Consider the following 26,543-nt stretch of genomic DNA (forward strand, 5'->3'; position numbering starts at 1 on the left):
GACGCCCCCCGCGGCGGACCGCGGGGGGCGTCGTGCGCAGGCCCGGCCGGGATGCCACCGGGGGCCCGGCCGACCGGGGGCGGTGGTGCCACCTGACCGGTGGGGTGGGACCGGCGGCGCGCCGGGTCCGACCTCGCCCGGGGAGCCCCGGGTGGCGCTGGTCCTCGGCGCGGACCGCTCCTGCGACTGGGCACGCTAGGGGTGCGAGCCGGAGCAGACAAGTACCGGCCCCGCCGCCGCCGTCCCCTCCGCCCCAGCCACCGCCCGGTGCGCGCGCGACGCCTTCTGTCACACCGCCGACGTACCGTCGTCGCGTGCGCACGACCACCGATCTCCGGCCCACGCAGGGGCGCTTCCGCGTCGTCAGCGAGTTCGAGCCCGCCGGCGACCAGCCGGCGGCGATCAAGGCGCTCGCCGAGCGGGTGAACGCCGGGGAGAAGGACGTGGTCCTGCTCGGCGCCACCGGCACCGGCAAGTCCGCGACCACGGCGTGGCTGATCGAGCAGGTGCAGCGCCCGACGCTGGTGATGGCCCCGAACAAGACCCTCGCCGCGCAGCTGGCCAACGAGTTCCGCGAGCTGCTGCCCGACGCGGCGGTCGAGTACTTCGTCTCCTACTACGACTACTACCAGCCCGAGGCCTACGTCCCGCAGACGGACACCTACATCGAGAAGGACTCCTCGATCAACGAGGAGGTCGAGCGGCTGCGGCACTCGGCCACGAACAGCCTGCTCACCCGGCGCGACGTCGTGGTGGTGTCCACGGTCTCCTGCATCTACGGCCTGGGCACGCCCGAGGAGTACGTCGACCGCGCGCTGAAGATCTCGGTGGGGGAGGAGCGGGACCGCGACGAGCTGCTGCGCACCCTGGTCACCGAGCAGTACACCCGCAACGACCTCGCCTTCACCCGTGGCACGTTCCGGGTGCGCGGCGACACGATCGAGGTCTTCCCGGTCTACGAGGAGCTCGCCGTCCGGATCGAGATGTTCGGCGACGAGGTGGAGCGGCTGTACTACCTGCACCCGCTCACCGGCGAGGTCGTGCGCGAGGTGGAGGAGCTGTTCGTCTTCCCGGCCAGCCACTACGTGGCCGGCCCCGACCGCATGGAGCGGGCGATCGCCTCCATCGAGGCGGAGCTGGAGGTACGCCTGGCGGAACTCGAGAAGCAGGGCAAGCTGCTGGAGGCGCAGCGGCTGCGCATGCGCACCACCTACGACATCGAGATGATGCGCCAGGTCGGGTTCTGCTCCGGCATCGAGAACTACTCGCGGCACATCGACGGCCGGGCGCCCGGCAGCGCCGGTGCCTGCCTCATCGACTACTTCCCCGACGACTTCCTGCTGGTCATCGACGAGTCGCACGTGACCGTGCCGCAGATCGGCGGCATGTACGAGGGCGACATGAGCCGCAAGCGCACGCTCGTCGAGCACGGGTTCCGGCTGCCGTCGGCGATGGACAACCGCCCGCTGAAGTGGGAGGAGTTCGCCGACCGGATCGGCCAGACGGTGTACCTCTCGGCAACGCCCGGGGACTACGAGCTCGGCCGCGTCCAGGGCGACGTCGTCGAGCAGGTCATCCGGCCGACGGGGCTGGTCGACCCGGAGGTGGTGGTGAAGCCGACGAAGGGGCAGATCGACGACCTGGTGCACGAGATCCGCCTGCGCACCGAGAAGGACGAGCGGATCCTGGTCACCACGCTCACCAAGAAGATGGCCGAGGACCTGACCGACTACCTGCTCGAGCTGGGCATCAAGGTGCGGTACCTGCACTCCGAGGTCGACACCCTGCGCCGCGTCGAGCTGCTCCGGGAACTCCGGCAGGGCGAGTACGACGTGCTCGTCGGCATCAACCTGCTGCGCGAGGGGCTGGACCTGCCCGAGGTGTCGCTGGTGGCGATCCTCGACGCCGACAAGGAGGGCTTCCTCCGGTCGGGCAAGTCACTGATCCAGACGATCGGCCGCGCGGCGCGCAACGTCTCCGGCCAGGTGCACATGTACGCCGACAAGATCACCCCGTCCATGGCCCAGGCGATCGACGAGACCAGCCGCCGGCGCGAGAAGCAGATCGCCTACAACACCGAGCGGGGCATCGACCCCCAGCCGCTGCGGAAGAAGATCGTCGACATCCTCGACGGCATCTACCGCGAGGCGGAGGACTCGGAGTCGGTCGAGCTCGTCGGCGGATCGGGGCGGCAGCAGTCCCGCGGCAAGGCCCCGGTGCCGGGGCTGTCGTCGAAGGGCAAGGTCAAGGCCGGCTCGATCGACGTGCAGGGCCTGCCGCGTGCCGAGCTGGCCGACCTGATCACGCAGATGAACGAGCAGATGCTCGCCGCCGCCCGCGAGCTGCAGTTCGAGGTCGCCGCCCGCCTGCGGGACGAGCTGAACGAGCTGAAGAAGGAGCTGCGCCAGTTCGACGCCGCGCACGCCTGACGGCGGCCGGCCGGTGGGCCCGGGAGCGGGGCACCGGGCGGCGCGCCTGGACGCACGGGCGGTGGTTCCGGCGCCCTCGGGGTAGCGTGTCGCCCAGCACCCCGGCGCCCGCATCCGACGACGTCTGCACGGCGGCGGGATGCACAATGGAGGGGAGTATCCCCGCGCGGCAGCGTCGTCATCACGAGGTCCCATGGCCTCCGGTGCTGCCGGCCGCAGGCCTCGGGCCGGCGGCGGGAGAGACCTCCGGTGCCGGATGGCTGGCAGTGATACCGGAGGTCTTCTGCAATGGACGTGCCCTTCTGGGTGTGGGCGATCACGGTCGGCGCGATCGTGGGCATGCTCGTGTTCGACTTCTACGGGCACGTGCGCACGCCGCACGCGCCGACCCTGCGGGAATCGGCCACCTGGTCGGCCATCTACGTCGGGATCGCGGTCGTCTTCGGACTGCTCATCCTGTGGGCCTACGGCGGCACGTACGGCGGTGAGTACTTCGCCGGCTACATCACCGAGAAGAGCCTCTCGGTGGACAACCTGTTCGTCTTCGTGCTGATCATGGCGAGCTTCGCGGTACCGCGGGAGCTGCAGCAGAAGGTGCTGCTGTTCGGGATCGCGTTCGCGCTGGTCCTGCGGACCGCCTTCATCCTCGTCGGCGCCGCGGCGATCAACAACTTCAGCTGGGTCTTCTACCTCTTCGGCGGATTCCTCATCTACACCGCCTGGGCGCAGGCGCGCAGCGGCGGGCACAACGAGGACGAGGAGTTCAAGGAGAACCTCCTCCTCCGCCTCACCCGCAAGGCCGTGCCGACGACGAAGGAGTACCACGGCGACCGGATGGTCACGAAGCTCGAGGGCAAGCGCTACATCACGCCCCTGGCGATCGCACTGGTGGCCATCGGCAGCGCCGACATCCTCTTTGCCGTCGACTCCATCCCGGCGATCTTCGGGCTGACCCAGGAGACCTACCTGGTGTTCAGCGCCAACGCCTTCGCGCTGCTCGGGCTGCGGCAGCTCTTCTTCCTGATCGACGGCCTGCTGGACCGCTTGGTCTACCTGGCCTACGGCCTCGCGGTGATCCTCGGCTTCATCGGGATCAAGCTGCTCATCCACGCCCTGCACGAGAACGAGCTGCCGTTCATCAACGGTGGCGAGCACGTCACCGTGGTGCCCGAGATCCCGACGTGGCTGTCCCTGACGGTCATCCTCGTCACCCTGCTGATCACCACCGTCGCCAGCCTGGCCAAGAACAAGCGCGACGAGGCAGCCGGCTACACCAGCCCGACGGGTGCCGGGGACCCGGGCGCCGACCGGACCGGGCGCAACGTGCCCGCTCCGGGGAGCCACGACGGTCTGGACACCCCCGGGCGCGGCGAGGGGCCGCCGGACCCGAGGAACGCCCCGGTGACCTCGCGGGACGACGGCTCGACGGACTGAGCCCCGGCCGGCTCCGCCCGGGGTGGTCTCCCGGGGCGGAGCCGGCCGTCCGGCGGGCCGCGGCGGCACGTGAGCAGCCTCACCGCCCCCGGCCCGTCGTTCGCCGGGCGGGCCTCCGTTCCGGTACGTAGCGTTCCGGCGCGTGGCCCTCCCCGTCTGGTTCGAGGTCGCGACGCTGGTGGGGCTGACCGTCCTGCTGCTCGCCGACCTCGCCATCGTCGCCCGCCGCCCGCACGAACCCAGCACGAAGGAGGCGGGAGGCTGGGTCGCGTTCTACGTGGCGCTGGCCCTCGTGTTCGGCGGAATCCTGTTCTGGGTCGCCGATGGCACCTCCGCGACCGAGTTCTACGCGGGCTGGCTGACCGAGTACTCGCTCTCGGTCGACAACCTGTTCGTGTTCGTGATCATCATGGCCCGCTTCCGGGTGCCGCGGCACCTGCAGCAGGAGGCCCTGATGGTCGGCATCATCATCGCGCTGGTCCTGCGCGGCATCTTCATCCTGCTCGGCGCCGCGGTGATCGAGCGCTTCACCTGGGTCTTCTACGTCTTCGGTGCGTTCCTCGTCTACACGGCGATCAACCTGGTTCGCCACCGCGGCGAGGACGAGGACTACGAGGAGAACCCGTTCATCCGGCGCATGCGCAGGGTGCTGCCGATGACCCAGGACTTCCGGGGCGCCAAGGTCCGGGTCGTCGAGGACGGCAGGAAGCTCTGGACGCCGATGATCATCGTCTTCCTCGCCCTGGGGACGACGGACCTGCTCTTCGCGCTCGACAGCATCCCGGCGATCTTCGGCCTCACCCAGGAGGCGTTCATCGTCTTCACGGCCAACGTCTTCGCGCTCATGGGGCTGCGCCAGCTCTACTTCCTGCTGGGTGGCCTGCTCAAGCGCCTGGTCTACCTCTCGCTGGGCCTCGCCGTGATCCTCGCCTTCATCGGGGTCAAGCTGGTGATGGAGGCGCTGCACACGAACGAGCTGCCGTTCATCAACGGCGGCGAGCACCTCGAGGCCGTTCCCGAGATCCCGATCTGGCTGTCGCTGTCGGTCATCCTCGGCGTCCTCGTGGTCGCCACGATCGCCAGCCTGCTGCGCACGCGGGGCCAGCTCGTCTCGGCCGACGAGCCGGTGATCGAGCCGGACGAGGCCGAGGCGGTAGCGCCGGGAGGGCCCGAGGCCGCGGCAGCGGCCGAGGCGCGGATCGCCGACACCAGCGGCCCGGGCGGGGGCGGCGCGGCACGCTGACGGCGACGGCCCGGCCGCCGGGCGGCCGGCCCGGATCCCTCGGCTAGCGTCGCCGCCATGCGCCCGTCGGACCTCGCCCTCCTGCGCACGCCGGGGACGCCGACGGTCTCGCCCGACGGTCGGATGGCGGTCGTGGCCGTCGGCTGGCCCGACCCCGTCGCCGACGAGTACCGCAGCCAGCTGTGGGCGGTGCCCACCGACGGCTCCGCGCCGGCGCGCCCGCTCACCACCGGCCGGTGCGACACCGACCCGCAGTTCTCGCCGGACGGTCGGTGGCTGGCCTATCTGGGCGCGGAACCAGGTGGCCGTCCGCAGCTGCAGGTGCTGCCCGCCGCCGGTGGCGCGCCGCGTCGGCTGACCGACCACCCGCTGGGTGCCGGTGCGCCGGCCTGGTCCCCGGACTCCCGCCGCATCGCCTACGTCGCACGGGTGCCCGAGCACGGCCGGTACGGCACGGTCCCCGGTGTGCGCCCGGAGGCCGAGCCGCCGCGCCTGATCACCACGCTGACCTACCGCCGGGACGGGCTGGGCTTCGTCCGCGACCGCCCCGCCCAGGTCTTCGTCGCCTCGCTGCCGGCCGACTTCGCCGACGACACCGCCGCGCCCCCGCAGCCGGTGCAGGTGACGGCGGGGGAGGCGGACTGCGCGGACGTGGCCTGGCGCCCGGACGGCGCCGAACTGGCGTTCGTGTCGGCGCGCCACGACCGGGCGGACAGGGACCTGGTCCGGGACGTGTACGTCATCGGCCCCGACGGGTCCGCGCTCCGTCGCGTCACGCAGTCCCGCGGCGACTGCTCCTCCCCGGCGTACACGCCGGACGGCGCCACGATCGTGCTCACCGCGATCCCCGACCTGGGCCCGGACGGCGTGGACGCGGCCGCCCGGCAGGCGGTGCCCTGCCGGGTCCCCGTCGACGGCGGCCCGCTGGCGGTGCTCCTCGACCCCGAGCAGCACGGGCGGGGCGACACCACCCCCGCGACCGTGCTGGCCGACGGAGCGGTGCTGGTCGGCGTCCAACGACGGGGCGCGGTCGAGCTGCTGCGGGTTCCGCTGGACGGCGGGCCACCCGAGACGCTCGTCGACGGCCCGTTCACCGTCCGGGGCATCGCCGCCGGGGGCGGGGTCGTCGTCGCCACGGTGGGCCACGACCGGTCGGCCGGGGAGCTGGTGGCCGTCGGCGGTGGGGGGCGCCGGCTGCTCACCGGCTTCGGCCGCCACCTCGGTGCCACCGGTCGGCTGCACCGGATGCGGGAGTGCACCGCGCACGCCCCCGACGGGTACCCGGTGCACGGCTGGGTGACCGCGCCACCGGGGCCGGGCCCGCACCCGGTGCTGCTCGTGGTGCACGGCGGGCCGTTCCGCCAGTGCGGCTGGGAGCTGGCTGAGGAGGTCCAGGTCCTCGTCTCCGCCGGGTACGCGGTCGTGCAGTGCAACCCGCGTGGTTCCTCCGGCTACGGCGCGGCGCACGGGCGGGCCGTCCGGGGGGCGTGGGGCGGCCCGGACGCCGACGACGTCCTGGCCTTCCTCGACGCGGTGCTCACCGAGCCGGCGCTGGACGCCGGTCGGGTGGGGATCATGGGCAGCGCCTACGGCGGCTCGCTGGCCGCGTTGCTGATCGGCCGGACGAACCGGTTCGCGGCGGCCGTGGTGGAGGGGGCGCTCACCGACCCGGTCGCCTTCGCCGGTACCTCCGACGCGGGCTGGTATCTGGTCGACACGCATCTGGGCACCGACCCAGAGCGGTTGGCGGCGCAGAGCCCGCTGGCCCGGGCGGGGACGATCCGCACCCCGACCCTGGTCGTCCACGCGGAGGAGGACCGGCGGACGCCGCTGGAGCAGGGGCAGCGGCTGTACGCGGAGCTGGTCCGGCGCGGGGTGCCGGCAGAGCTGCTCCTGTTCCCCGGCGAGGGGCACGAGCTGGCGCGACGCGGCCGCCCCCGGCACCGGGTGGACCGCCTGGAGCACCTGCTCCGCTGGTGGCGCCGGTGGCTTCCGGTGGACGGGGCCGGCCGGGCGGGCTGAGGTCCCGCCCGCCCGGCGACGGTCGCCGAGCGTCGCAGCCCGTCACGGAGGGTCGTTTCCGTTTTCTGCGTGTCGTGACCTGGCTCACGCCTGAATCCGCTGGTCGGCCGCGGAGAAGAGCCCTCGACGAGTGGGTGCCGCGCGGGCTCCTGCCAGTTCCGGATCGCGAACTCCCCCTATGCAAGCGCCCTCTCCTCCGGTGGAGTTCCGGTGCCGGCAAGGGCGCCGGCTCCGGCGGGGATCCCGCCGACCACCGATCGAAAGGGATCGAGCGTGAACGAACGACGGACCGCGTCCGCACGACGGACGGCGGCTCGAGCCATCGCACTGGGCACCAGCGGACTGCTGCTGGCGCTGGCCCTCCCCGCCACGGCCACCGCCGCACCGCGGGACTCGAACACCCTGCCCCGGGATCCGTGCGACCGCCGGCACAACATCACGTACGAGAAGCTGCTGGAGTGCGTCGACCTCGAGGACATCCTCGAGCACCAGCGCGCGTTCCAGGAGATCGCGGACAACAGCGACGACCCGGTCTACCCGGGCAGCCGCGCGGCGGGCACGGACGGCTACGCCGACAGCGTGGAGTACGTCGCGGGCCTGTTGCGGCAGGCCAGGTTCGACGTCACGCTCGACCCGGTCGAGGTCACGTTCAACTTCCCCGCCGAGCTGCGCCAGCTCACCCCCGTCGAGGCCGAGTACGAGACCGGGGTCTTCACCGGCAGCGGCTCGGGCACGGTGGAGGGCGCCGTCGTACCGGTCGACCTCGCACTGACCGACCCGGCCGCCTCCAGCAGCGGCTGCGAGGCCGAGGACTTCGCCGGGCTGGACCTCGTCGGCCCGGCCGACATCGCCCTCGTCCAGCGCGGCACCTGCAACTTCGGCGACAAGGTGGCCAACGCCGAGCAGGCCGGCGCCGAGGCGGTGATCATCTTCAACCAGGGGAACGGCCCCGACCGCATGGAGCTGATCGTCGCCAACGCGGCGACCCTCGGCGACGGCACCACGGTGCAGCACGGCATCCCGGTCGTCGGTGCCAGCTTCGCGCAGGGCGAGGCCCTGGCGGCCGACGGTGCCACCGCCTTCGTGAAGGTGCTCCCCGCGGAGACCCGCACCGACTACAACGTCATCGCGGAGCTGCGGGGCAGGGACCGGAACAACGTCGTCATGGCGGGTGCCCACCTGGACAGCGTCGAGGTCGGACCCGGTATCAACGACAACGGCTCGGGGTCGGCGGCGCTGCTCGAGACGGCGCTGTCGATGGCTCGGATGAAGCCGCACAACACGTTGCGGTTCGCGTGGTGGGCCGCGGAGGAGCAGGGGCTGGTCGGCTCGACGAGCTACGTCGAGAAGCTGCCGCAGTCCGAGCTCGACCGCATCGCGCTCTACATGAACTACGACATGGTCGCGTCGCCGAACTACGTGCAGATGGTCTACGACTCGGACGAGTCCACCTGGGACGCCTCGGCCCCGATCCCGGCGGGCTCCACCGCGATCGAGGACCTCTACGAGTCGTACTACACCAAGATCGGGGTGCCCTACGACGACGCGGAGTACTCCGGCCGCAGCGACTACCAGGCGTTCATCAACGCCGGCATCCCGTCCGGGGGTCTGTTCACCGGCGCCGAGGTGCGCAAGACCGAGGAGCAGGCGGCGATCTGGGGCGGTACGGCGGGCGAGCAGTTCGACCCGTGCTACCACCTGGCCTGCGACCAGATCGACAACATGGCCCTCGACGCGCTGGACGTGAACAGCGACCTCATCGCCTTCGCGATGCTCACGTTCGCCTTCTCCACGGAGTCGGTGAACGGCGTCCCGGGCCGACCGGTCCCCGGTCCGGCGTTCGAGCTGCCGGCCCCGGCCGGCGAGCAGGGCACGTTCAGGGAGGCGGCCGGCGGCGGCGGCCTCGCGCACGACCACGTGCACGGTCACGAGGTCGTGGACTGACGACTGACGGCTGACGGGGCGCGGCCGCACCGGCCGCGCCCCGTCGGCCTCCGACCGGTCGATCCGTCGCCGGCGTTCCCACGGGGACGCCGGCGGCGGCTCGTCGGCTACCGGGCCTCGTCCAGGTGGCGCACGACGCGTGCCGGGTTGCCGACCGCGACGACGTCGGCCGGCAGGTCCCGGGTGACGACGGCGCCCGCGCCGACGACCGTGTTCGCGCCGATCGTGACGCCCGCCAGGACGATGACCCCGCCGCCGAGCCAGACGTTGTCGCCGATGGTGATCGGCTGCGCGGCCTCCCACTTCTGCCGCCGCGGCTCCGCCTCCACCGGGTGCGTGGGCGTGAGCAGCTGGACGTTGGGCCCGATCTGCACGTCGTCCCCGATGGTGATGGGGGCGACGTCGAGGGCGACCAGCCCGAAGTTGGCGAAGCAGCGGGCGCCGACGGTCAGGTGCCGGCCGTAGTCGACGCGCAACGGCGGGCGCAGCTCGGTGTCCTCGCCGACCGACCCCAGCAGCTGCTCGAGCAGCTTCCGGCGCAGCCCGGCCTGGCGGACCGACGTCGCGTTGTAGGCGTCGGCGAGGTCGAGGGCCCGCGAGCTGAGCTCGCCGAGCTCCGGGTCGTCGGCGAGGTACGGCTCGCCGGCCAGCATCCGTTCGCGCATGGAGCGACCGTCGTCCCGCGGCGTCGTCATGCGCCCAACCTACGGTCGGGGCACTCCCCGGACGCCCCGGGCGCTCCGGCATCCCCCGGGCGACCGGGGGATGCCGGACGGGGCCCGGGGGCCTACCGTGCGCAGGATGGCGCTCATCTACCCGGTCCGGATCGACTCCCCGGAGCCCGACGAGGACGCGGCTCCCGACTTCGCCGAGCTCGCCGCCGACCTGTCGGACCAGTGGCTCGTCGAGGTCGACCTGGGCGAGGACGGCGACGACGCCTGCTTCGGCCCGCTCACCCCCCGCGCGGCGTGGGACCTGGCGCTCGGCGTCGAGGAGCGGCGCCCGGAGTGGTCGATCTCCGTGCTCCCGTTGCACGTGCCCGGCACGCCCGACGAGCTGGTGGGGCTGTTCAGCGACGAGTAGCCGGCCCCGCGATCACCAGCCGCGCTCGCGCCACTCGGCCAGGTGCGGGCGCTCGGCGCCGAGCGTGGTGTCCCGGCCGTGGCCGGGGTAGATCCAGGCGTCGTCCGGGAGGACGGCGAACAGCCGTTGCTCGACGTCGTCGATCAGGCTGGCGAAGTCCTCCGCCGACCAGGTCTTGCCCACGCCGCCGGGGAAGAGGCTGTCGCCGGTGAAGACGTGCACCCCCGCGTCCGCGGGGCCGCGCCAGACCAGCGCGATGCTCCCGGGCGTGTGCCCGCGCAGGTGGACGACCTCGAGGGTCTGCTCACCGACCGCCACGGTGCCGCCGTGCTCCACCGGGCGCGTCACCGGGACGGGCAGGTCGGCGGCGTCGGCCGGGTGGGCGACGGTCGCCGCGCCGGTCTCGCGCACGACGTCGGGCAGCGCCCGGTGGTGGTCCCAGTGCCCGTGGGTGGTGACGACGGTGCGCAGGTCGGCGTCGCCGACCAGCGAGCGGAGGGTGGCCGGCTCGTCGGCCGCGTCGACCAGCAGGGCCTCGCCGGTGGCGGTGCACCGGAGCAGGTAGGCGTTGTTCGCCATCTCGCTGACCGCGACCTTGCTGATGGTCAGCCCGGGCAGCTCGCGCACGTCGGCGGGGCCGCCCACCGTGACGTCGCCGGTGTAGGTGGGGGTGCTCATCCGGACTCCGTTCGGAAAGTGTCGGCGGGCGCGGTTACGGTCCAGTCATGGACGCTAGCGGAGGTGTCGGCACCGCTCAGGGCGACGCTGCAGGAGGCGGGACCGCGGGGGGTGAGCCGCAGGAGCCCGGGGCGCGGATCGTCGGGCTGACGGCGACGGAGATCGCGGCGCGGGTCCGCGCGGGCGAGCTGACGGCCGTGGAGGTGGTCCGGGCGCACCTCGACCACATCGAGGCGGTCGACGCGCGGGTCGGCGCCTTCCGCGTCGTCCGGCGCGAGGCGGCGCTGGCCGAGGCCGCCGCGGTCGACGCGAGCCTCACCCGCTTCGCCCTCCCGCTGGCCGGGGTGCCCGTCGCGGTGAAGGACAACGTGCCGGTGGCCGGCGAGGTGTGCACCGACGGCTCCCCGGCCCGGGAGAGCGGACCGGAGCGCCGCGACCACGAGATCGTCACCCGGCTGCGCAAGGCCGGCGCGGTCGTCGTCGGCATCACCCGGGTACCCGAGTTGTGCCTGTACGCCGCCACCGACGGCCCGGGCACGGTCACGCGCAACCCCTGGGACTCCGCCCTCTCGCCGGCGGGCAGCTCCGGCGGCAGTGCGGCGGCGGTGGCCTCCGGCGCCGTCCCGCTCGCCCACGGCAACGACGGCATGGGCTCCCTCCGGCTGCCCGCCGCGGCCTGCGGGCTGGTCACGCTCAAGCCCGGTGTCGGGGTGGTCCCGGGTGGCATCGGCGCCGACGACTGGTCGGGCATGGCCGTCAACGGCGCACTGGCCACCACGGTCGCCGACCTCGCGGTCGCGCACGCCGTGCTGGCGGGGGAGCGGCCGACGGCCCCGGCCGCGCCCGGACGTCCGCTCCGGATCGCCGTCAGCACCCGGTCGCCGCTCCCCGGTGTCGGCGCGGACGAGGCCACCCGCGCGGCGGTCGACGCCGTGGTGAACCAGCTGCGGGCGGCCGGGCACACGGTGGTGCGCCGGAACCCGCCGGTCACCCCGGCCGCCGCGGCCGGCGCGCTCGCGCGGTGGATGGCCGGGGCGGAGGACGACGCGGAGTTCCTCGGCATCGACCGTGCGCGGCTGCAGCCCCGCAGCCGCACGCACGCCCGCGTCGGCCGGCTGGTGCGCCGGCTCGGGCTGGTGCGGCCCCGGACGCAGGAGCGGTTCCGGGAGCGGATGGAGCGCTTCTTCGACGACGTCGACCTGCTGCTCACGCCGGTCACCACCGGCCCGCCGCTGCCCGCCCGGCCCTGGCACGAGCGGTCCTTCCTGGCCAACCTCGCGGCCAACGCGCGGTGGGCCCCGTGGACGGCGGCCTGGAACCTCGCGGGCATCCCGGCCGCGGTCCTGCCGGCCGGTGCCCGGCCGGGCGGGCCCCCCGTGCCGGTCCAGTTCGTCGGGCCGCCGGGTGCCGAGGAGCGGCTACTGTGGATCGCCGGCGAGCTGGAGTCCCGTCGGCCCTGGCGCCGGTACGCGCCCGTCTTCGACCCCACCGCGACGCCGGCCTGAGCCCGAGCGCGCAGCGGCCGCCCGGTGACCGGGCGCAGCTCACAGCGCCGGGTGGACGACCGCGGGCCGCGCCGGTGTTGCACGGGCTGGGCCGCGACCGGACCACGACCGCCGCCGTCCAGGCCACCACCGCACCACCCACCAGCGACCGACAGGGATCACATGGACCGGCTCGTCGTCCGCGGCGCCCGCGAGCACAACCTCAAGGACGTCCACATCGACCTCCCCCGTGACGCGCTCATCGTCTTCACGGGGCTGTCGGGGTCGGGCAAGTCCAGCCTCGCCTTCGACACGATCTTCGCCGAGGGGCAGCGGCGGTACGTCGAGTCGCTGTCGGCCTACGCCCGCCAGTTCCTCGGCCAGATGGACAAGCCCGACGTCGACTTCATCGAGGGGCTCTCGCCGGCGGTGTCGATCGACCAGAAGTCGACCAACCGCAACCCCCGGTCGACCGTCGGCACCATCACCGAGGTCTACGACTACCTGCGGCTGCTGTACGCGCGGGCCGGGCAGCCGCACTGCCCGAACTGCGGCAAGCCGATCTCGCGGCAGACCCCGCAGCAGATCGTCGACCAGGTGCTGGCGATGGAGGAGGGCACCCGCTTCCAGGTGCTCGCCCCCGTCGTGCGGGCGCGCAAGGGCGAGTACGTGGACCTGTTCAGCTCGCTGCAGACCCAGGGGTTCTCCCGCGTCCGCGTCGACGGCACCGTGCACCCGCTCACCGAACCGCCGGCGCTGAAGAAGCAGGAGAAGCACAGCATCGAGGTGATCGTCGACCGGCTCACGGTGAAGGAGAGCGCCAAGCGCCGGCTCACCGACTCGGTGGAGACCGCGCTCGGGCTGGCCGGGGGGCTGGTCGTCCTGGACTTCGTCGACCTGCCGGAGGGTGACCCCGCGCGCGAGCGCACCTTCTCCGAGCACCTCGCCTGCGTCGACGACGGGCTGTCGTTCGAGGCGCTCGAGCCGCGCTCGTTCTCCTTCAACTCGCCCTTCGGCGCCTGCGGCGAGTGCACCGGGATCGGCACGCGCAAGGAGGTCGACCCCGAGCTCGTCGTGCCGGATCCCGGCAAGAGCCTCAACCAGGGCGCGATCGCCCCGTGGTCGAGCTCGATGAGCAACGAGTACTTCACCCGACTGCTGACCGGTCTCTCGCAGCAGATCGGCTTCTCGATGGACGATCCGTGGGAGCGGCTGCCGGCCAAGGTGCAGAAGGCGATCCTGCACGGCTCGCCCGACCAGGTGCACGTGCGCTACAAGAACCGGTACGGCCGCGAGCGCAGCTACTACGCCGCCTTCGAGGGTGTCCTGCCGTTCCTGGAGCGTCGGCACGACGACACCGACAGCGACTACATGCGGGACAAGTACGAGGGCTACATGCGCGACGTGCCCTGTCCCGTGTGCCACGGCACCCGGCTCAAGCCGGAGATCCTCGCGGTGAAGCTCAACGGCCGCTCCATCGCCGAGGTCACCAACCTCTCCATCGGCGAGGCGTCGCAGTGGCTCGGCGCGCTGGAGCTCGGGGAGCGGGAGAAGGCGATCGCCGATCGCGTGCTGCGCGAGATCCAGGCCCGGCTCTCCTTCCTCGTCGACGTCGGCCTCGACTACCTGTCGCTGGACCGCCCGGCCGCCACCCTGGCCGGGGGCGAGGCGCAGCGCATCCGGCTGGCCACCCAGATCGGCTCCGGCCTCGTCGGGGTGCTGTACGTGCTCGACGAGCCGTCGATCGGGCTGCACCAGCGCGACAACACCAAGCTGATCGAGACGCTCGTGCGGCTGCGCGACATGGGGAACACGCTCATCGTCGTCGAGCACGACGAGGACACCATCAAGACCGCCGACTGGGTGGTCGACATCGGGCCCGGCGCCGGCGAGCACGGCGGCGAGGTGGTGGTCAGCGGCACGGTCGAGGACCTGCTCGCCAGCGAGCGGTCGCTGACCGGCCAGTACCTGTCCGGGCGCAAGGAGATCACCGTCCCGGCGAAGCGCCGCGAGCGGACCCCGGGGCGCGAGCTGGTGGTGAAGGGCGCCCGCGAGAACAACCTGCGGGGTGTCGACGTCACCTTCCCGCTCGGCATGCTCGTCGCCGTCACCGGCGTCTCCGGGTCGGGCAAGTCCAGCCTGGTCAACGACATCCTCTACAGCGTCCTGGCCAACGAGCTGAACCGGGCGCGACTGGTGCCCGGCCGGCACCGCACGGTCACCGGGCTGGAGCACCTGGACAAGGTCGTGCACGTCGACCAGTCGCCGATCGGCCGCACGCCGCGCTCGAACCCGGCCACCTACACCGGCGTCTGGGACCACGTGCGCAAGCTGTTCGCCCAGACCTCGGAGGCGAAGGTCCGCGGCTACCTGCCGGGCCGGTTCTCCTTCAACGTGAAGGGCGGCCGCTGCGAGGCCTGCTCGGGCGACGGCACGCTGAAGATCGAGATGAACTTCCTGCCCGACGTCTACGTGCCGTGCGAGGTGTGCAAGGGCGCCCGGTTCAACCGGGAGACCCTCGAGGTCCACTACAAGGGCAAGACGGTCTCCGAGGTCCTCGACATGCCGATCGAGGAGGCGGCGGACTTCTTCGCCGCCATCCCGGCCATCGCCCGGTACCTGCGCACGCTCACCGACGTCGGCCTGGGCTACGTCCGGCTCGGCCAGCCGGCGACCACGCTCTCCGGTGGTGAGGCGCAGCGGGTGAAGCTCGCGAGCGAGCTGCAGAAGCGGTCCAACGGGCGCAGCATCTACGTGCTCGACGAGCCCACCACCGGTCTGCACTTCGAGGACATCCGCAAGCTGCTGCTGGTCCTGCAGGGGCTGGTCGACAAGGGCAACTCGGTGCTCGTGATCGAGCACAACCTCGACGTCATCAAGAGCGCCGACTGGCTGGTCGACATGGGGCCCGAGGGGGGCTTCCGCGGCGGCATGGTCGTCGCGGAGGGCACACCGGAGTTCGTCGCCTCGGTGCCGGAGAGCCACACCGGCCGGTACCTCGTGCCGTTGCTGGACGCCGACGCCGTCGCCGCGGCGGCGGCCGACCCGGTGAGGAAGCGGGCGCGCAAGAAGGCCAGCTGACCGGCGGCGGTGGGGCCCGGGTTCAGCCCGAGCGCCCCACCGCCGTCGACCAGCCCCGCAACGCGGAGTCGAAGGCCGCCAGGAAGCGGTCGAAGGAGCGGTCGATCTCCCGCGGCATCCCGAAGCCGCCGGCGGCCTCCAGGGTGACGAACCCGTGCAGCGCCGCGCGCAGCGAGCGGGTGGCGTCGATGGCGTCCACGCCGGTCAGGCCGTAGCCGGCCAAGACGGCGAGCACGACCCGCAGGACGGCGTCGGCGGCCGCGAGGTGCCGGGCTCGGTCGGGCAGGGGTTGAGCGGGCGGTCGCGTCGCCGTACCCTGAATGTGAGCGACGTCACGCCCGCCGCCCGGCGGGTCCGACGGAACTCCTCGGAGGAGGACAGCGAATGAGTGCGCTGACGCCCGACTGCGACCCGGACCTCTCCAACTGCGGCTCGCCCACGGGGGGCGGCGTGACGAGCACCGTCGTCCTGCTGGCCCTGCTCGTCGGCTCGGTGAGCCTGGCCACCGGAGGCGCCGGCTCCGGGGTCGTCGCCTTCCTCGGTGGCGGCACGGCCGTGCTCTCGGCGATGGCGCTGCTGCCCCGCACCATGCGGCTGGCCCGCCGTGCCGGCGCCGGGGTGGCGGCGCACGCTCACTGGGCCCCGCGGTCCCGTCCGGCCGGCTGACCAGCGGCTCCTGACGCGGTACCGGTGCGTCGGCACCGGTACCGCGTCGTCCGGCGTCCTGGGGCGAGTGCGCGACCGCTGGGGCGGTTGTGACGGACGGGTGCGCTCGCTGACGACGTGTCGGTGCGGCGACCTAGTGTGGAGGCATGGCCGACCCCTCCACGTACCGCCCGGCGGTCGGCTCCATCCCGGAGTCCCCAGGGGTCTACAAGTTCCGTGACCCGAACGGCCGGGTCATCTACGTGGGCAAGGCCAAGAGCCTCCGGCAGCGGCTGAACAGCTACTTCGCCGACGTCGCGGGCCTGCACCCGCGCACGCGCCAGATGGTGACGACGGCGTCGAGCGTGGAGTGGACCGTCGTCGGCACCGAGGTCGAGGCGCTCCAGCTCGAGTACAACTGGATCAAGGAGTTCGACCCCCGCTTCAACGTCCGCTACCGCGACGACAAGAGCTACCCGAGCCTCGCCGTGACGCTGAACGAGGAGTACCCGAGGCTGCAGGTCATGCGCGGGCCCAAGAAGAAGGGCGTCCGCTACTTCGGCCCCTACGCCCACGCCTGGGCGATCCGCGAGACCCTCGACACGCTCACCCGCGTCTTCCCGGCACGGACCTGCTCCACCGGCGTCTTCAAGCGCGCCGGTCAGATCGGCCGGCCCTGCCTGCTGGGCTACATCGGCAAGTGCGCCGCCCCGTGCGTGGGCCGGGTGAGCGCCGAGGAGCACCGGCGGATCGTCGACGACTTCTGCGACTTCATGGCCGGGCGCACCGACTCGATGATCAAGCGGCTCGAGCGGGAGATGGGCGAGGCCGCCGAGGCGATGGAGTACGAGAAGGCCGCCCGGCTCCGCGACGACATCGGTGCGCTCAAGCGGGCGATGGAGAAGCAGGCCGTCGTCCTCGGCGACGGCACCGACGCCGACGTCGTCGCCTTCGCCCAGGACGAGCTCGAGGCGGCCGTCCAGGTCTTCCACGTCCGCGGCGGGCGGGTGCGCGGGCAGCGGGGCTGGATCATCGACAAGGTCGAGGACGTCACCACCGGCGAACTGGTGGAGCAGTTCCTCCTCCAGGTGTACGGCGGGGTCGACGAGGAGACCGGCGTCGGTGAGGCCGGCGAGGCCGTCCCGCGCGAGGTGCTCGTCCCCGAGCTGCCCGACGACGCCGATGTCTACGTCGAGCTGCTCGAGGAGCTCCGCGGCGGCCGGGTCTCGCTGCGCGTTCCGCAACGGGGCGACAAGCGCAGCCTCATGGAGACCGTCGAGCGCAACGCCAAGGAGGCGTTCGCCCGGCACCGGGTGAAGCGGTCCAGCGACCTGACCGCTCGCTCGCTCGCGCTGTCGGAGCTCCAGGAGGCGCTCGAGCTGCCCGACGCACCGCTGCGGATCGAGTGCATCGACATCAGCCACGTCCAGGGCACCAACGTGGTGGCCTCGATGGTCGTCTTCGAGGACGGGCTGGCGAAGAAGTCCGACTACCGCCGGTTCTCCGTCACCGAGGGCACCGACGACACCGCGGCCATGGCCGAGGTGGTCCGCCGCCGCTTCGCCCGGCACCTCAAGGACGAGGCCGACCGCCGGGACGAGCAGGGGATCGCCGCCGAGGAGGGGCGCCCCCGCCGGTTCGCCTACCCGCCGAACCTGCTGGTGGTCGACGGCGGTGCTCCCCAGGTGGCCGCGGCCGCGCGCTCGCTCGACGAGCTCGGCATCGTCGACGTCGCCGTCTGCGGGCTGGCCAAGCGCATGGAGGAGGTGTGGCTGCCGGGGGAGAGCGACCCGGTGATCCTGCCGCGCACCTCGGAGGCGCTCTACCTGCTGCAGCGGGTGCGCGACGAGGCCCACCGCTTCGCCATCACCTACCACCGGCAGAAGCGGTCCACCGGCATGCTGGTCTCCCTCCTGGACGACGTCCCCGGGCTCGGGGAGACGCGTCGCAAGGCGTTGATGAAGCAGTTCGGCTCGCTCAAACGGTTGCGGGCCGCGACAGTGGAGGAGCTCATGGCGGTACCCGGCATCGGCCGGCGGACGGCGGAGGCGGTGCAGATGGCGGTGGCCGAACCGGTGCCGGCGCCCGAGGAGGGGAAGCCGCCGGCGGCGGAGACCACCCTCGCGCCCCAGGGCCCGGCCGAGCAGGGCGTCCCGCGCGCCGGCTCCGGGAACACCGCCGAGGTCGGCCGGGTGGCCTCGTGACCGCGGACGCCGGCAGGGAGGCCGAGGCGCCGGCCCAGGGGCCCGGCACCACGCCCCCGGTGGGGCCCCAGAACGACGTCTCGCCGGCGATGGACCCGGCGAGCACGGAGACCCAGCCACTCGAGGTCGTCGTCGTCACCGGGCTCTCGGGCGCCGGGAAGAACAGCGCCGGCCGGGTGCTCGAGGACCTCGGCTGGTTCGTCGTGGACAACCTGCCGCCGGCGCTGCTGCTGCCGATGGTGGAGCTGGGCGCCCGCGGGGACCTGCGCCGGTTCGCCGCCGTCGTCGACGTCCGCAGCCGGGCCTTCTCCAGCGACCTGCAGGAGGCCATCCGGGTCCTCTCCGAGGCCGGGCACCGGCCCCGGGTGGTGTACGTGCACGCCCGCGACGAGGTGCTGGTCCGGCGCTACGAGTCCGTCCGTCGGGAGCACCCGCTGCAGGGGAACGGCACGCTCATCGACGGGATCACCGCCGAACGCGCGCTGCTCACCGGCATCGCCGGCGAGGCCGATCTCTGGGTGGACACCAGCGATCTCAACGTCCACCAGCTACGTGCCACCCTGGAGAACGCGTTCGCCCGCGACGGCCAGACCCCGCCCCTCACCGCGACGGTGATGAGCTTCGGCTTCAAGTACGGGCTGCCGCTGGACGCCGACCTCGTGGTGGACGCCCGCTTCCTGCCGAACCCGCACTGGGTGCCCGAGCTGCGGGGGCACACCGGGCGCGACGCCGACGTCCGCGACTACGTGCTCGGGCAGCAGGACGCCGCCAACTTCCTGGACCGGTACGGCGAGGTGCTGCGGCTGCTGCTGCCCGGCTACCGCCGCGAGGGCAAGCGCTACCTGACGCTCGCGGTCGGCTGCACCGGCGGGAAGCACCGCAGCGTGGCGATCGCCGAGGAGTTCGCCCGGCGGCTGGGCGCCGAGGGCATCGCCGCCGTGGCCCGGCACCGCGACCTGGGGCGCGAGTAGTGGCAGGGCCGACGGTCCCGGGACGAGCGCCCCGGGTGGTCGCCTTCGGCGGCGGGCACGGCCTGGCGGCTGCGCTGGCTGCCTGGCGCCGGATCACCCCGGCGCTGACCGCCGTGGTGACGGTGGCCGACGACGGCGGCTCCTCCGGGCGGATCCGGCGGGAGATGCCGGTGCTGCCGCCCGGCGACCTGCGCATGGCGCTGGCCGCGCTCGCGGGTGAGGCCGAGCGCGAGCAGACCCTCGCCACGCTGTTCCAGCACCGTTTCGGTGGCAGCGGTGTCCTGGCCGGCCACCCGGTCGGCAACCTGCTCCTGACCGGGCTGACGGAGATGTTCGGCGGTGACACCGTCCGGGCCCTCGACGAGCTCTGCTCGCTCGTCGGTGCCGCCGGCCGGGTGCTGCCCATGGCCGACGAGCCGCTGGACCTGGTTGCCCGGGTGGAGACCGCCGACCCGGACGACCCGGCCCGCGTGCGCACCATCCGCGGGCAGGTGGCGATCGCGGCGACGCCGGGCCGGGTCCGCGAGATCCGGCTCGCCCCGGCCGACCCGGTGGTGCACCCCGCGGTGCTCGAGGCGATCGCCGCGGCGGACGTGGTCTCGCTCGGGCCCGGCTCCTGGTACACCTCCGTGCTGCCGCACCTGCTCGTGCCCCGGCTCCGCGCCGCCCTGGCGGCGACCCGGGCACGGGTGGTGGTGGTGCTGAACCTGGAACCGCAGCCCGGCGAGACGGACGGCTTCTCCCCGGAGGAGCACCTGTCCGTGTTGCAGGCCCATCTGGACGGAGTGGCGTTGCACACCGTGATCGCGGACGTGGAATCGGTGGTTGACCGCCGTGGTCTGCTTGAGGCGGTCCGCGGGTGCGGCGCGGAGCTGCTGCTGGCGCCGGTCGCCGAGCCGGACGGCGCGCCGCGGCACGACCCGGTGCGGCTGTCCGCGGCGCTGGCCTCCGTGGTCGGGCTGCGGTGAACGAATAGCGGTGTGCGAGCGGGTACCAGGTGGACGGTCGACCGGCCGGCACGAGGGGGAGAGGGGACGGCGTAGATGACGCTGACCCGGACTGCGGGGGCGGCAAACCCCGGGGGAACGTGGGGGTGGACGGCGTGGCGATGACCGCGATGGTGAAGGACGAGCTCTCCAGGGTGGAGTGCACGAAGACCTCCGAGCGCAAGGCCGAGGTGACCGCGCTGCTGCGGTTCTCCGGTGGCCTGCACATCGTCGGTGGTCGCGTGGTCATCGAGGCCGAGCTGGACACCGGCTCGGTCGCCCGGCGGCTGCGGCGGGACATCAGCGAGGTCTACGGCTACACCAGCGGGGTGAGCGTGCTCGCCGGCGGCAACATCCGCCGCGGCGTGCGCTACCTGGTCCGCATCGCCAAGCACGGCGAAGGTCTGGCCCGCCAGACCGGCCTGGTCGACCAGCGCGGACGCCCGGTCCGGGGCCTGCCCCCGGCGGTCGTGTCCGGCAGCATCAACGACGCCGAGGCCGCCTGGCGCGGAGCCTTCCTCGCCCACGGTTCCCTGACCGAGCCCGGCCGCTCCTCCTCGCTGGAGGTCACCTGCCCCGGCCCGGAGGCGGCGATGGCCCTCGTCGGAGCCGCTCGCCGCCTGGGCATCGCCGCCAAGGCCCGCGAGGTGCGCGGGGCCGACCGGGTCGTCGTCCGGGACGGCGACGCGATCAGCGCGCTGCTCACCCGCATGGGCGCCCACGACGCGGTGCTCGCCTGGGAGGAGCGGCGGATGCGCCGGGAGGTCCGGGCCACCGCCAACCGCCTGGCCAACTTCGACGACGCCAACCTGCGCCGCTCGGCGCGGGCCGCCGTCGCCGCCAGCGCCCGGGTCGAGCGGGCCCTGCAGATCCTCGGGGAGGACGCTCCGGAGCACCTCCTCGTCGCCGGCCGGCTCCGCCTGGAGTTCGGTCAGGCCTCGCTGGAGGAGCTCGGGCAGCGGGCCGACCCGCCGATGACCAAGGACGCGGTCGCCGGCCGCATCAGGCGTCTGCTGGCCATGGCCGACAAGCGGGCCAAGGATCTCGGCATCCCCGACACGGAGTCGGTCGTCACCGACGACATGCTGACCCAGTAGCGGCCCGTCCCGCCCGGCACTGCCCGACCGTTTCGTCGACCGGCCCGTCGCCCTCGGGGTGGAGGGCCGGTCGACGTGCGGGCGCCGGCCCGACGTCCTGGCTCACCTCTCGGCCTCTTGGCTCACCTGACGGGGTCCTGGCTCACCGTCGACACTGAGCCAGGACCCCTGATGATCAGGTGACCTGATCAACAGGGGGCGGGTGCTCGAACGGGGCGAGTGGGAGCCGCGTCTCGCCGCGACCGATAGGGTCTGCACGGAGCGAGGCCGCGCGGTCCGCGCGGCAGCCAACGTGACGGTTCCCATGGGAGGTCTGCAGTGACGGTCCGGGTAGGCATCAACGGATTCGGCCGGATCGGCCGTAACTTCTGGCGTGCCGCCGCCGCCAGCGGCCAGGACATCGAGATCGTGGCGGTGAACGACCTCACCAGCAACGAGGCGCTCGCCCACCTGCTGAAGTACGACAGCATCCTGGGCGTCCTCAAGGAGGACGTCGCCGCCGACGGCGAGGGCATCAAGATCGGCGGGAAGACCATGAAGGTCCTCTCCGAGCGCGATCCGGCCAACCTGCCGTGGGGCGACCTGGGCGTCGACGTCGTCGTCGAGTCCACCGGTTTCTTCACCAAGGCCGCCGACGCGCGCAAGCACGTCGACGCCGGTGGGGCCAAGAAGGTCATCATCTCCGCGCCGGCCACCGACGACGACATCACCATCGTCATGGGCGTCAACGACAACCTGTACGACGGCTCGCAGACGATCATCAGCAACGCCTCGTGCACCACCAACTGCCTGGCCCCGCTGGCCAAGGTCCTCAACGACGCGTTCGGCATCGAGCGCGGCCTGATGACCACCATCCACGCCTACACCGCCGACCAGAACCTGCAGGACGGCCCGCACAAGGACCTGCGTCGCGCCCGCGCCGCCGCCCTCAACATGGTGCCCACCTCCACCGGTGCGGCGAAGGCGATCGGCCTGGTCCTGCCCGAGCTCAAGGGGAAGCTCGACGGCTACGCCATCCGCGTCCCGGTGCCCACCGGCTCGGCGACCGACCTCACCGTCCAGCTGACGAAGCAGGCCTCGGCCGACGAGATCGACGCCGCCTACCGCGAGGCCGCCGCCGGCCCGCTCGGCAAGTACCTCACCTACACGGACGCGCCGATCGTCTCCTCCGACATCGTCACCGACCCGTCGTCGTGCATCTACGACGCCAAGCTCACCAAGGTCTTCGGGCCGATGGCCAAGGTGCTCGGCTGGTACGACAACGAGTGGGGCTACTCCAACCGCCTCGTCGACCTGACCACCCTGGTGGGCAAGTCCCTCTGATGCGCTCCGTCGACGACCTCATCGCCGAAGGCGTGTCGGGTCGGCGCGTGCTCCTGCGCGCCGACCTGAACGTCCCGCTGGACAAGAAGACCCGCGTCATCACCGACGACGGCCGGATCCGCGCCAGCCTGCCCACGCTCCAGGCGCTGCGGGAGGCCGGGGCGCGGGTGGTCGTGGCCGCCCACCTCGGCCGCCCGAAGGGCGCGCCCGACCCGCAGTTCTCGCTCGGGCCGGTCGCCGCCCGCCTGGGCGAGCTGCTCGGGACGACGGTCCCGCTGGCGTCCGACGTGGCCGGCGAGGACGCGCAGGCCAAGGCCGCCGCCCTCGGCGACGGCGACGTCCTGCTGCTGGAGAACGTCCGCTTCGAGGCCGCCGAGACGGCCAAGGACGCCGCCGAGCGGGGCGCGCTCGCCGACCGGCTCGCCACGCTGGCCGACGTCTACGTCGACGACGCCTTCGGCGCGGTGCACCGGGCGCACGCCTCGGTCTTCGACGTCGCCGAGCGGCTCCCGCGCTACGCCGGGCGGCTGGTCGCCCGCGAGCTCGAGGTGCTCACCCGGCTCACGACCGAGCCCGAGCGGCCGTACGTCGTCGTGCTCGGTGGCTCCAAGGTCAGCGACAAGCTGGCGGTGATCGAGGCGCTCCTGCCCAAGGTGGACCGGCTGCTCGTCGGCGGCGGGATGTGCTTCACCTTCCTGGCCGCGCAGGGGCACGGGGTCGGGAAGTCGCTGCTGGAGACCGACCAGGTCGAGACCTGCCGCCGGCTGCTGGCCGAGGCCGGCGACCGGATCGTGCTCCCGGTCGACGTCGTCTGCGCGCCGGAGTTCAGCGCGGACGCCCCGACGACCACCGTGGCGGTCGACGCCATCCCGGACGACCAGATGGGCCTGGACGTCGGCCCGCGCACCGTGGAGCTCTTCGGGACCACCCTGGGCGACGCCCGCACGGTGTTCTGGAACGGGCCGATGGGGGTCTTCGAGCTGGCTCCCTTCCAGGCGGGCACCCGCGGGGTGGCCCAGGCGGTTTCCGCCGTCGCCGGCTTGTCGGTCGTGGGCGGCGGGGACTCGGCGGCCGCTGTCCGGGTGCTGGGCCTCGACGAGGACGCCTACGGGCACATCAGCACCGGCGGTGGTGCGTCGCTGGAGTACCTGGAGGGCCGGGAGCTCCCGGGCCTCGCCGTGCTGGCCGACCGAGCGGGGGAGTGAGATGGCCCGCAACGACCGCCGCACCCAGCCCCGCGAGGGCCGCCGGCCGCTCATCGCCGGCAACTGGAAGATGCACATGACCCACCTGGAGGCCATCGGGCTCGTCCAGAAGGTCGTGTTCTCCCTCAAGGAGAAGGAGCTCGACGCCACCGAGGTCGTCGTCCTCCCGCCCTTCACTGCCCTGCGCAGCGTGCAGACGCTGGTGGCCGGCGACAAGCTGGCGATCGGCTACGGAGCCCAGGACCTCTCCGCCCACGACGCCGGCGCCTACACCGGTGAGGTCAGCGGGGGCATGCTCGCTGCGCTCGCCTGCACGTACGTGACCGTGGGGCACTCCGAGCGGCGGGCGCTGCACGCGGAGGACGACGCCGTGGTGGCCGCCAAGGTGCAGGCGGCGGTGCGTCACGGGCTCGTGCCGATCGTGTGCGTGGGGGAGGGGCTCGACGTCCGACAGGCCGGCGACCACGTCGCGCACTGCACGCGGCAGCTGGACGCCGCGCTCGAGGGCCTGACCGCCGAGCAGGTGGGCGGGCTCGTGGTCGCCTACGAGCCGGTGTGGGCCATCGGCACCGGCGAGGTGGCCACCCCGGAGGACGCGCAGGAGGTGTGCGGTGCCCTGCGGGCGCGGCTCGCCGAGCGCTTCGGCGCCGAGACCGGCGCCGGCGTCCGTATCCTCTACGGCGGGTCGGTGAAGGCCGCCAACACGGCCGGGATCCTGGCCGGGGCGGACATCGACGGCGCACTCGTCGGTGGGGCCAGCCTGGACGCCGACGAGTTCGCGCAGATCTGCCGGATCGCCGGCGGTAGCTGAACCCTGCTGCCCGTCCCCGGCCGCAGACGGAAGGGGGCGGGCAGCAGGTGGAGCCTTCGACGCTGGAGCGGGTGACCGACCGGCTCCCGCCGTGGGCCCGGGACTGGTCCCCGCGGCGCCTGCTCGCGGCCGCGGCGGTGATCCTGCTGGTCGCCGTCCTCGCGGTCAGCTGCCTGGGTGGCGCGGGCGGCCGAGCCGACGTGCCGGTGCTCGCCGACGGACCCGACGCCGGCATCGAGGGTGTCCGGTCGCCGTCGGACGAGCGCGGCGGCACGCTCCGGGTGGTCGCCCCGGCCATCGACAGCCTGGACCCGCAGCGCTCCTACCTGCCGGGGGTGTGGAACCTCATGCGGCTGTACGCCCGCACCCTCGTCACGTTCGCCAGCGCGCCGGGGGAGATCGGCGAGCTCGTCCCGGACCTGGCCACCGACCTGGGCACCGTGTCCGAGGACGGGTTGCGCTGGACCTTCACCCTCAAGGAGGGCGTCCGCTTCGAGAACGGCCGGCCCATCACCAGCGCCGACGTGAAGTACGGCATCCAGCGTTCGTTCGCCTCCGACGTGATCGTCGGGGGCCCCACCTACCTCGTGGGCCTGCTGGACGACCCCGCCAACCCCTACCCGGGGCCGTACTCCACCGACGAGGACGACCCCGACCTGACCTCGATCGAGACGCCCGACGACCGCACGATCGTCTTCCAGCTGCGCGCCCCGCAACCTGACCTGCCGTACGTGCTGGCGCTGCCGTCGGCCAGCCCGGTACCGGCGGAGGCCGACACCCGCGGTGCGTACGGCGACGACCCGGTGTCCTCCGGGCCGTACGCCATCTCCTCGGTCGACCCGCAGACGGGCATCCTGCTGGAGCGGAACCCGGAGTGGGACCCGGCCACCGACCAGGTGCGGACGGCGCTGCCCGAGAGCGTGGTGGTGCGCACGGACCTCTCGGGGCTGGCGCGGGACCAGGCGCTGCTCGCCGGCTCCGCCGACATCGACATCTCGGGCACCGGGGTGATGCCCGCGACGACGGCCCGCCTCGCCGGGGACGACGGCGAGCAGCTGCTGGACCGGGTCGACGACGTCACCACCGGCGCCGTGCGTCTGCTCGCGCTGCCCACCGACGTCGCGCCGATGGACGACGCCGCCTGCCGGGCCGCCGTCGCCGCGGCCATCGACCGGCGTGCCGTCCAGTCCGCACTCGGCGGTGCCGTCGACGCGGTGCTCAGCAACCAGCTGTGGCCACGGGCGCTGCCGGACGGGCCGGGAGGGGGCGACGACGGCCCGGACCTGGATGCCGCCCGGGCCGCCCTGGCCGAGTGCGGGCAGCCCGACGGGTTCGCCACCGTCCTCGCCGTGCCCGACGTGCGCAGCAGCGTCGACGTCGCCGAGGAGATCGCCGGCCAGTTGGGCGAGATCGGGATCGACGTCGAGGTCCGCCCGCTGGACCCGGCGACCTTCTACGCGACCGACGTCGGCAACCCGGACAACGTGGCCCGCAGCGGGTACGGGCTCGTGCTGGCCACCCGGACCGCGGACTTCCCGACGGCCGGGTCCTTCCTCGTCCCCCTCGTCGACGGGCGCAGCATCGCCCGGGTGGGCAATCCCAATCACGCCCGGCTGGACGACCCGGAGGTCAACGCCCTGGTCGACCGGGCGAAGGCGGGGGAGGTGGCGTGGGCGGAGGTGGCCGAGGCGGCGCTGGCTCGAGCCGCCTACGTCCCGCTGGTCGAGACGCGCATCCAGCTCCTGGCGGGGCAGCGGCTGCGCAACGGCCTGGTCATGCGGCCGTACGACGGCTACGACGTCGCCACTGCAGGCGTCCGATGACAACCGCGGGTCGGCGCCGGCAGGGCTGACCGGACCACCCGGCCCCGTCGGCTACGCTCGAACCGAGAACTGGCGTCCGT

The 26,543-nt window shown here is 73.2% G+C and carries 20 protein-coding genes; 17 read left to right on the forward strand and 3 right to left on the reverse strand.

Annotation, left to right across the window (positions count from 1 at the left end):
- Positions 1-314 precede the first annotated feature (314 nt).
- The 5 genes from uvrB to ACI8AG_RS07200 all read left to right on the forward strand — a co-directional run bounded on the left by uvrB (position 315) and on the right by ACI8AG_RS07200 (position 9,072).
- Complete coding sequence (gene uvrB / locus ACI8AG_RS07180; protein ID WP_456596466.1) at positions 315-2,429, forward strand: excinuclease ABC subunit UvrB; 2,115 nt, start codon at positions 315-317, stop codon at positions 2,427-2,429.
- Between the two features lie 288 nt (positions 2,430-2,717).
- Positions 2,718-3,863, forward strand: a complete 1,146-nt coding sequence (locus ACI8AG_RS07185) for a TerC family protein (RefSeq protein ID WP_456596467.1) — start codon at positions 2,718-2,720, stop codon at positions 3,861-3,863.
- 142 nt (positions 3,864-4,005) lie between these two features.
- Positions 4,006-5,106 (forward strand): TerC family protein, encoded by a 1,101-nt coding sequence (locus ACI8AG_RS07190; protein ID WP_456596468.1) that lies wholly within the window; start codon positions 4,006-4,008, stop codon positions 5,104-5,106.
- Between the two features lie 57 nt (positions 5,107-5,163).
- On the forward strand, positions 5,164-7,128 hold the full coding sequence (locus tag ACI8AG_RS07195) for a S9 family peptidase (protein WP_456596469.1): 1,965 nt from the start codon (positions 5,164-5,166) through the stop codon (positions 7,126-7,128).
- Between the two features lie 273 nt (positions 7,129-7,401).
- Entirely contained in the window at positions 7,402-9,072 is a 1,671-nt protein-coding gene (locus tag ACI8AG_RS07200) for a M28 family metallopeptidase (protein WP_456596470.1), read from the forward strand.
- A gap of 107 nt (positions 9,073-9,179) precedes the next feature.
- Here the strand turns inward: ACI8AG_RS07200 and ACI8AG_RS07205 are convergent, their stop codons facing one another.
- Positions 9,180-9,767: a sugar O-acetyltransferase gene (locus ACI8AG_RS07205; RefSeq protein ID WP_456596471.1), complete on the reverse strand. Its 588-nt coding sequence runs from the start codon at positions 9,765-9,767 to the stop codon at positions 9,180-9,182.
- A gap of 106 nt (positions 9,768-9,873) precedes the next feature.
- Here ACI8AG_RS07205 and ACI8AG_RS07210 point away from each other — a divergent pair, with 106 nt between their 5' ends.
- The gene (locus ACI8AG_RS07210; RefSeq protein WP_456596472.1) at positions 9,874-10,155 is read left to right on the forward strand and encodes a hypothetical protein; all 282 of its coding nucleotides are present in this window, start codon (positions 9,874-9,876) and stop codon (positions 10,153-10,155) included.
- 12 nt (positions 10,156-10,167) lie between these two features.
- Here the strand turns inward: ACI8AG_RS07210 and ACI8AG_RS07215 are convergent, their stop codons facing one another.
- On the reverse strand, positions 10,168-10,833 hold the full coding sequence (locus tag ACI8AG_RS07215) for an MBL fold metallo-hydrolase (protein WP_456596473.1): 666 nt from the start codon (positions 10,831-10,833) through the stop codon (positions 10,168-10,170).
- A gap of 47 nt (positions 10,834-10,880) precedes the next feature.
- Here ACI8AG_RS07215 and ACI8AG_RS07220 point away from each other — a divergent pair, with 47 nt between their 5' ends.
- Positions 10,881-12,338 carry an amidase gene (locus ACI8AG_RS07220; protein ID WP_456596474.1) on the forward strand — a complete coding sequence of 486 codons (1,458 nt, stop codon included), beginning with the start codon at positions 10,881-10,883 and terminating at the stop codon, positions 12,336-12,338.
- A 162-nt stretch (positions 12,339-12,500) separates the two neighbouring features.
- Entirely contained in the window at positions 12,501-15,398 is a 2,898-nt protein-coding gene (gene uvrA, locus ACI8AG_RS07225) for an excinuclease ABC subunit UvrA (protein ID WP_456596475.1), read from the forward strand.
- 22 nt (positions 15,399-15,420) lie between these two features.
- Here uvrA and ACI8AG_RS07230 read toward each other — a convergent pair whose 3' ends face one another.
- A complete protein-coding gene (locus ACI8AG_RS07230; protein ID WP_456596505.1) occupies positions 15,421-15,720 on the reverse strand; it encodes a TetR-like C-terminal domain-containing protein in 300 nt (99 codons plus the stop codon).
- Positions 15,721-15,782: 62 nt separating this feature from the next.
- On the opposite strand from ACI8AG_RS07230, the gene ACI8AG_RS07235 reads away from it, so the two are divergent.
- The 9 genes from ACI8AG_RS07235 (at position 15,783) to ACI8AG_RS07275 (ending at position 26,463) form a co-directional block, all read left to right on the forward strand.
- The gene (locus tag ACI8AG_RS07235; RefSeq protein ID WP_456596476.1) at positions 15,783-16,064 is read left to right on the forward strand and encodes a hypothetical protein; all 282 of its coding nucleotides are present in this window, start codon (positions 15,783-15,785) and stop codon (positions 16,062-16,064) included.
- Between the two features lie 146 nt (positions 16,065-16,210).
- Entirely contained in the window at positions 16,211-18,247 is a 2,037-nt protein-coding gene (gene uvrC / locus ACI8AG_RS07240) for an excinuclease ABC subunit UvrC (RefSeq protein ID WP_456596477.1), read from the forward strand.
- Positions 18,244-19,218: an RNase adapter RapZ gene (gene rapZ, locus ACI8AG_RS07245; RefSeq protein WP_456590323.1), complete on the forward strand. Its 975-nt coding sequence runs from the start codon at positions 18,244-18,246 to the stop codon at positions 19,216-19,218. The genes uvrC and rapZ overlap by 4 nt, the downstream gene beginning before the upstream one ends.
- A gap of 35 nt (positions 19,219-19,253) precedes the next feature.
- Positions 19,254-20,186: a gluconeogenesis factor YvcK family protein gene (locus tag ACI8AG_RS07250; RefSeq protein ID WP_456596478.1), complete on the forward strand. Its 933-nt coding sequence runs from the start codon at positions 19,254-19,256 to the stop codon at positions 20,184-20,186.
- A gap of 140 nt (positions 20,187-20,326) precedes the next feature.
- Positions 20,327-21,301, forward strand: a complete 975-nt coding sequence (whiA, locus tag ACI8AG_RS07255; protein WP_456590378.1) for a DNA-binding protein WhiA — start codon at positions 20,327-20,329, stop codon at positions 21,299-21,301.
- A 318-nt stretch (positions 21,302-21,619) separates the two neighbouring features.
- Positions 21,620-22,624, forward strand: coding sequence for a type I glyceraldehyde-3-phosphate dehydrogenase (gene gap / locus ACI8AG_RS07260; RefSeq protein WP_456590325.1), 1,005 nt, complete (start codon positions 21,620-21,622; stop codon positions 22,622-22,624).
- On the forward strand, positions 22,624-23,829 hold the full coding sequence (locus tag ACI8AG_RS07265) for a phosphoglycerate kinase (protein WP_456596479.1): 1,206 nt from the start codon (positions 22,624-22,626) through the stop codon (positions 23,827-23,829). The genes gap and ACI8AG_RS07265 overlap by 1 nt, the downstream gene beginning before the upstream one ends.
- 1 nt (position 23,830) lies before the next feature.
- Complete coding sequence (tpiA, locus tag ACI8AG_RS07270; RefSeq protein ID WP_456596480.1) at positions 23,831-24,640, forward strand: triose-phosphate isomerase; 810 nt, start codon at positions 23,831-23,833, stop codon at positions 24,638-24,640.
- Positions 24,641-24,711: 71 nt separating this feature from the next.
- Positions 24,712-26,463 carry an ABC transporter substrate-binding protein gene (locus ACI8AG_RS07275; RefSeq protein WP_456596481.1) on the forward strand — a complete coding sequence of 584 codons (1,752 nt, stop codon included), beginning with the start codon at positions 24,712-24,714 and terminating at the stop codon, positions 26,461-26,463.
- Positions 26,464-26,543 lie beyond the last annotated feature (80 nt).

The organism is Blastococcus sp. SYSU DS0552, assembly GCF_054050815.1.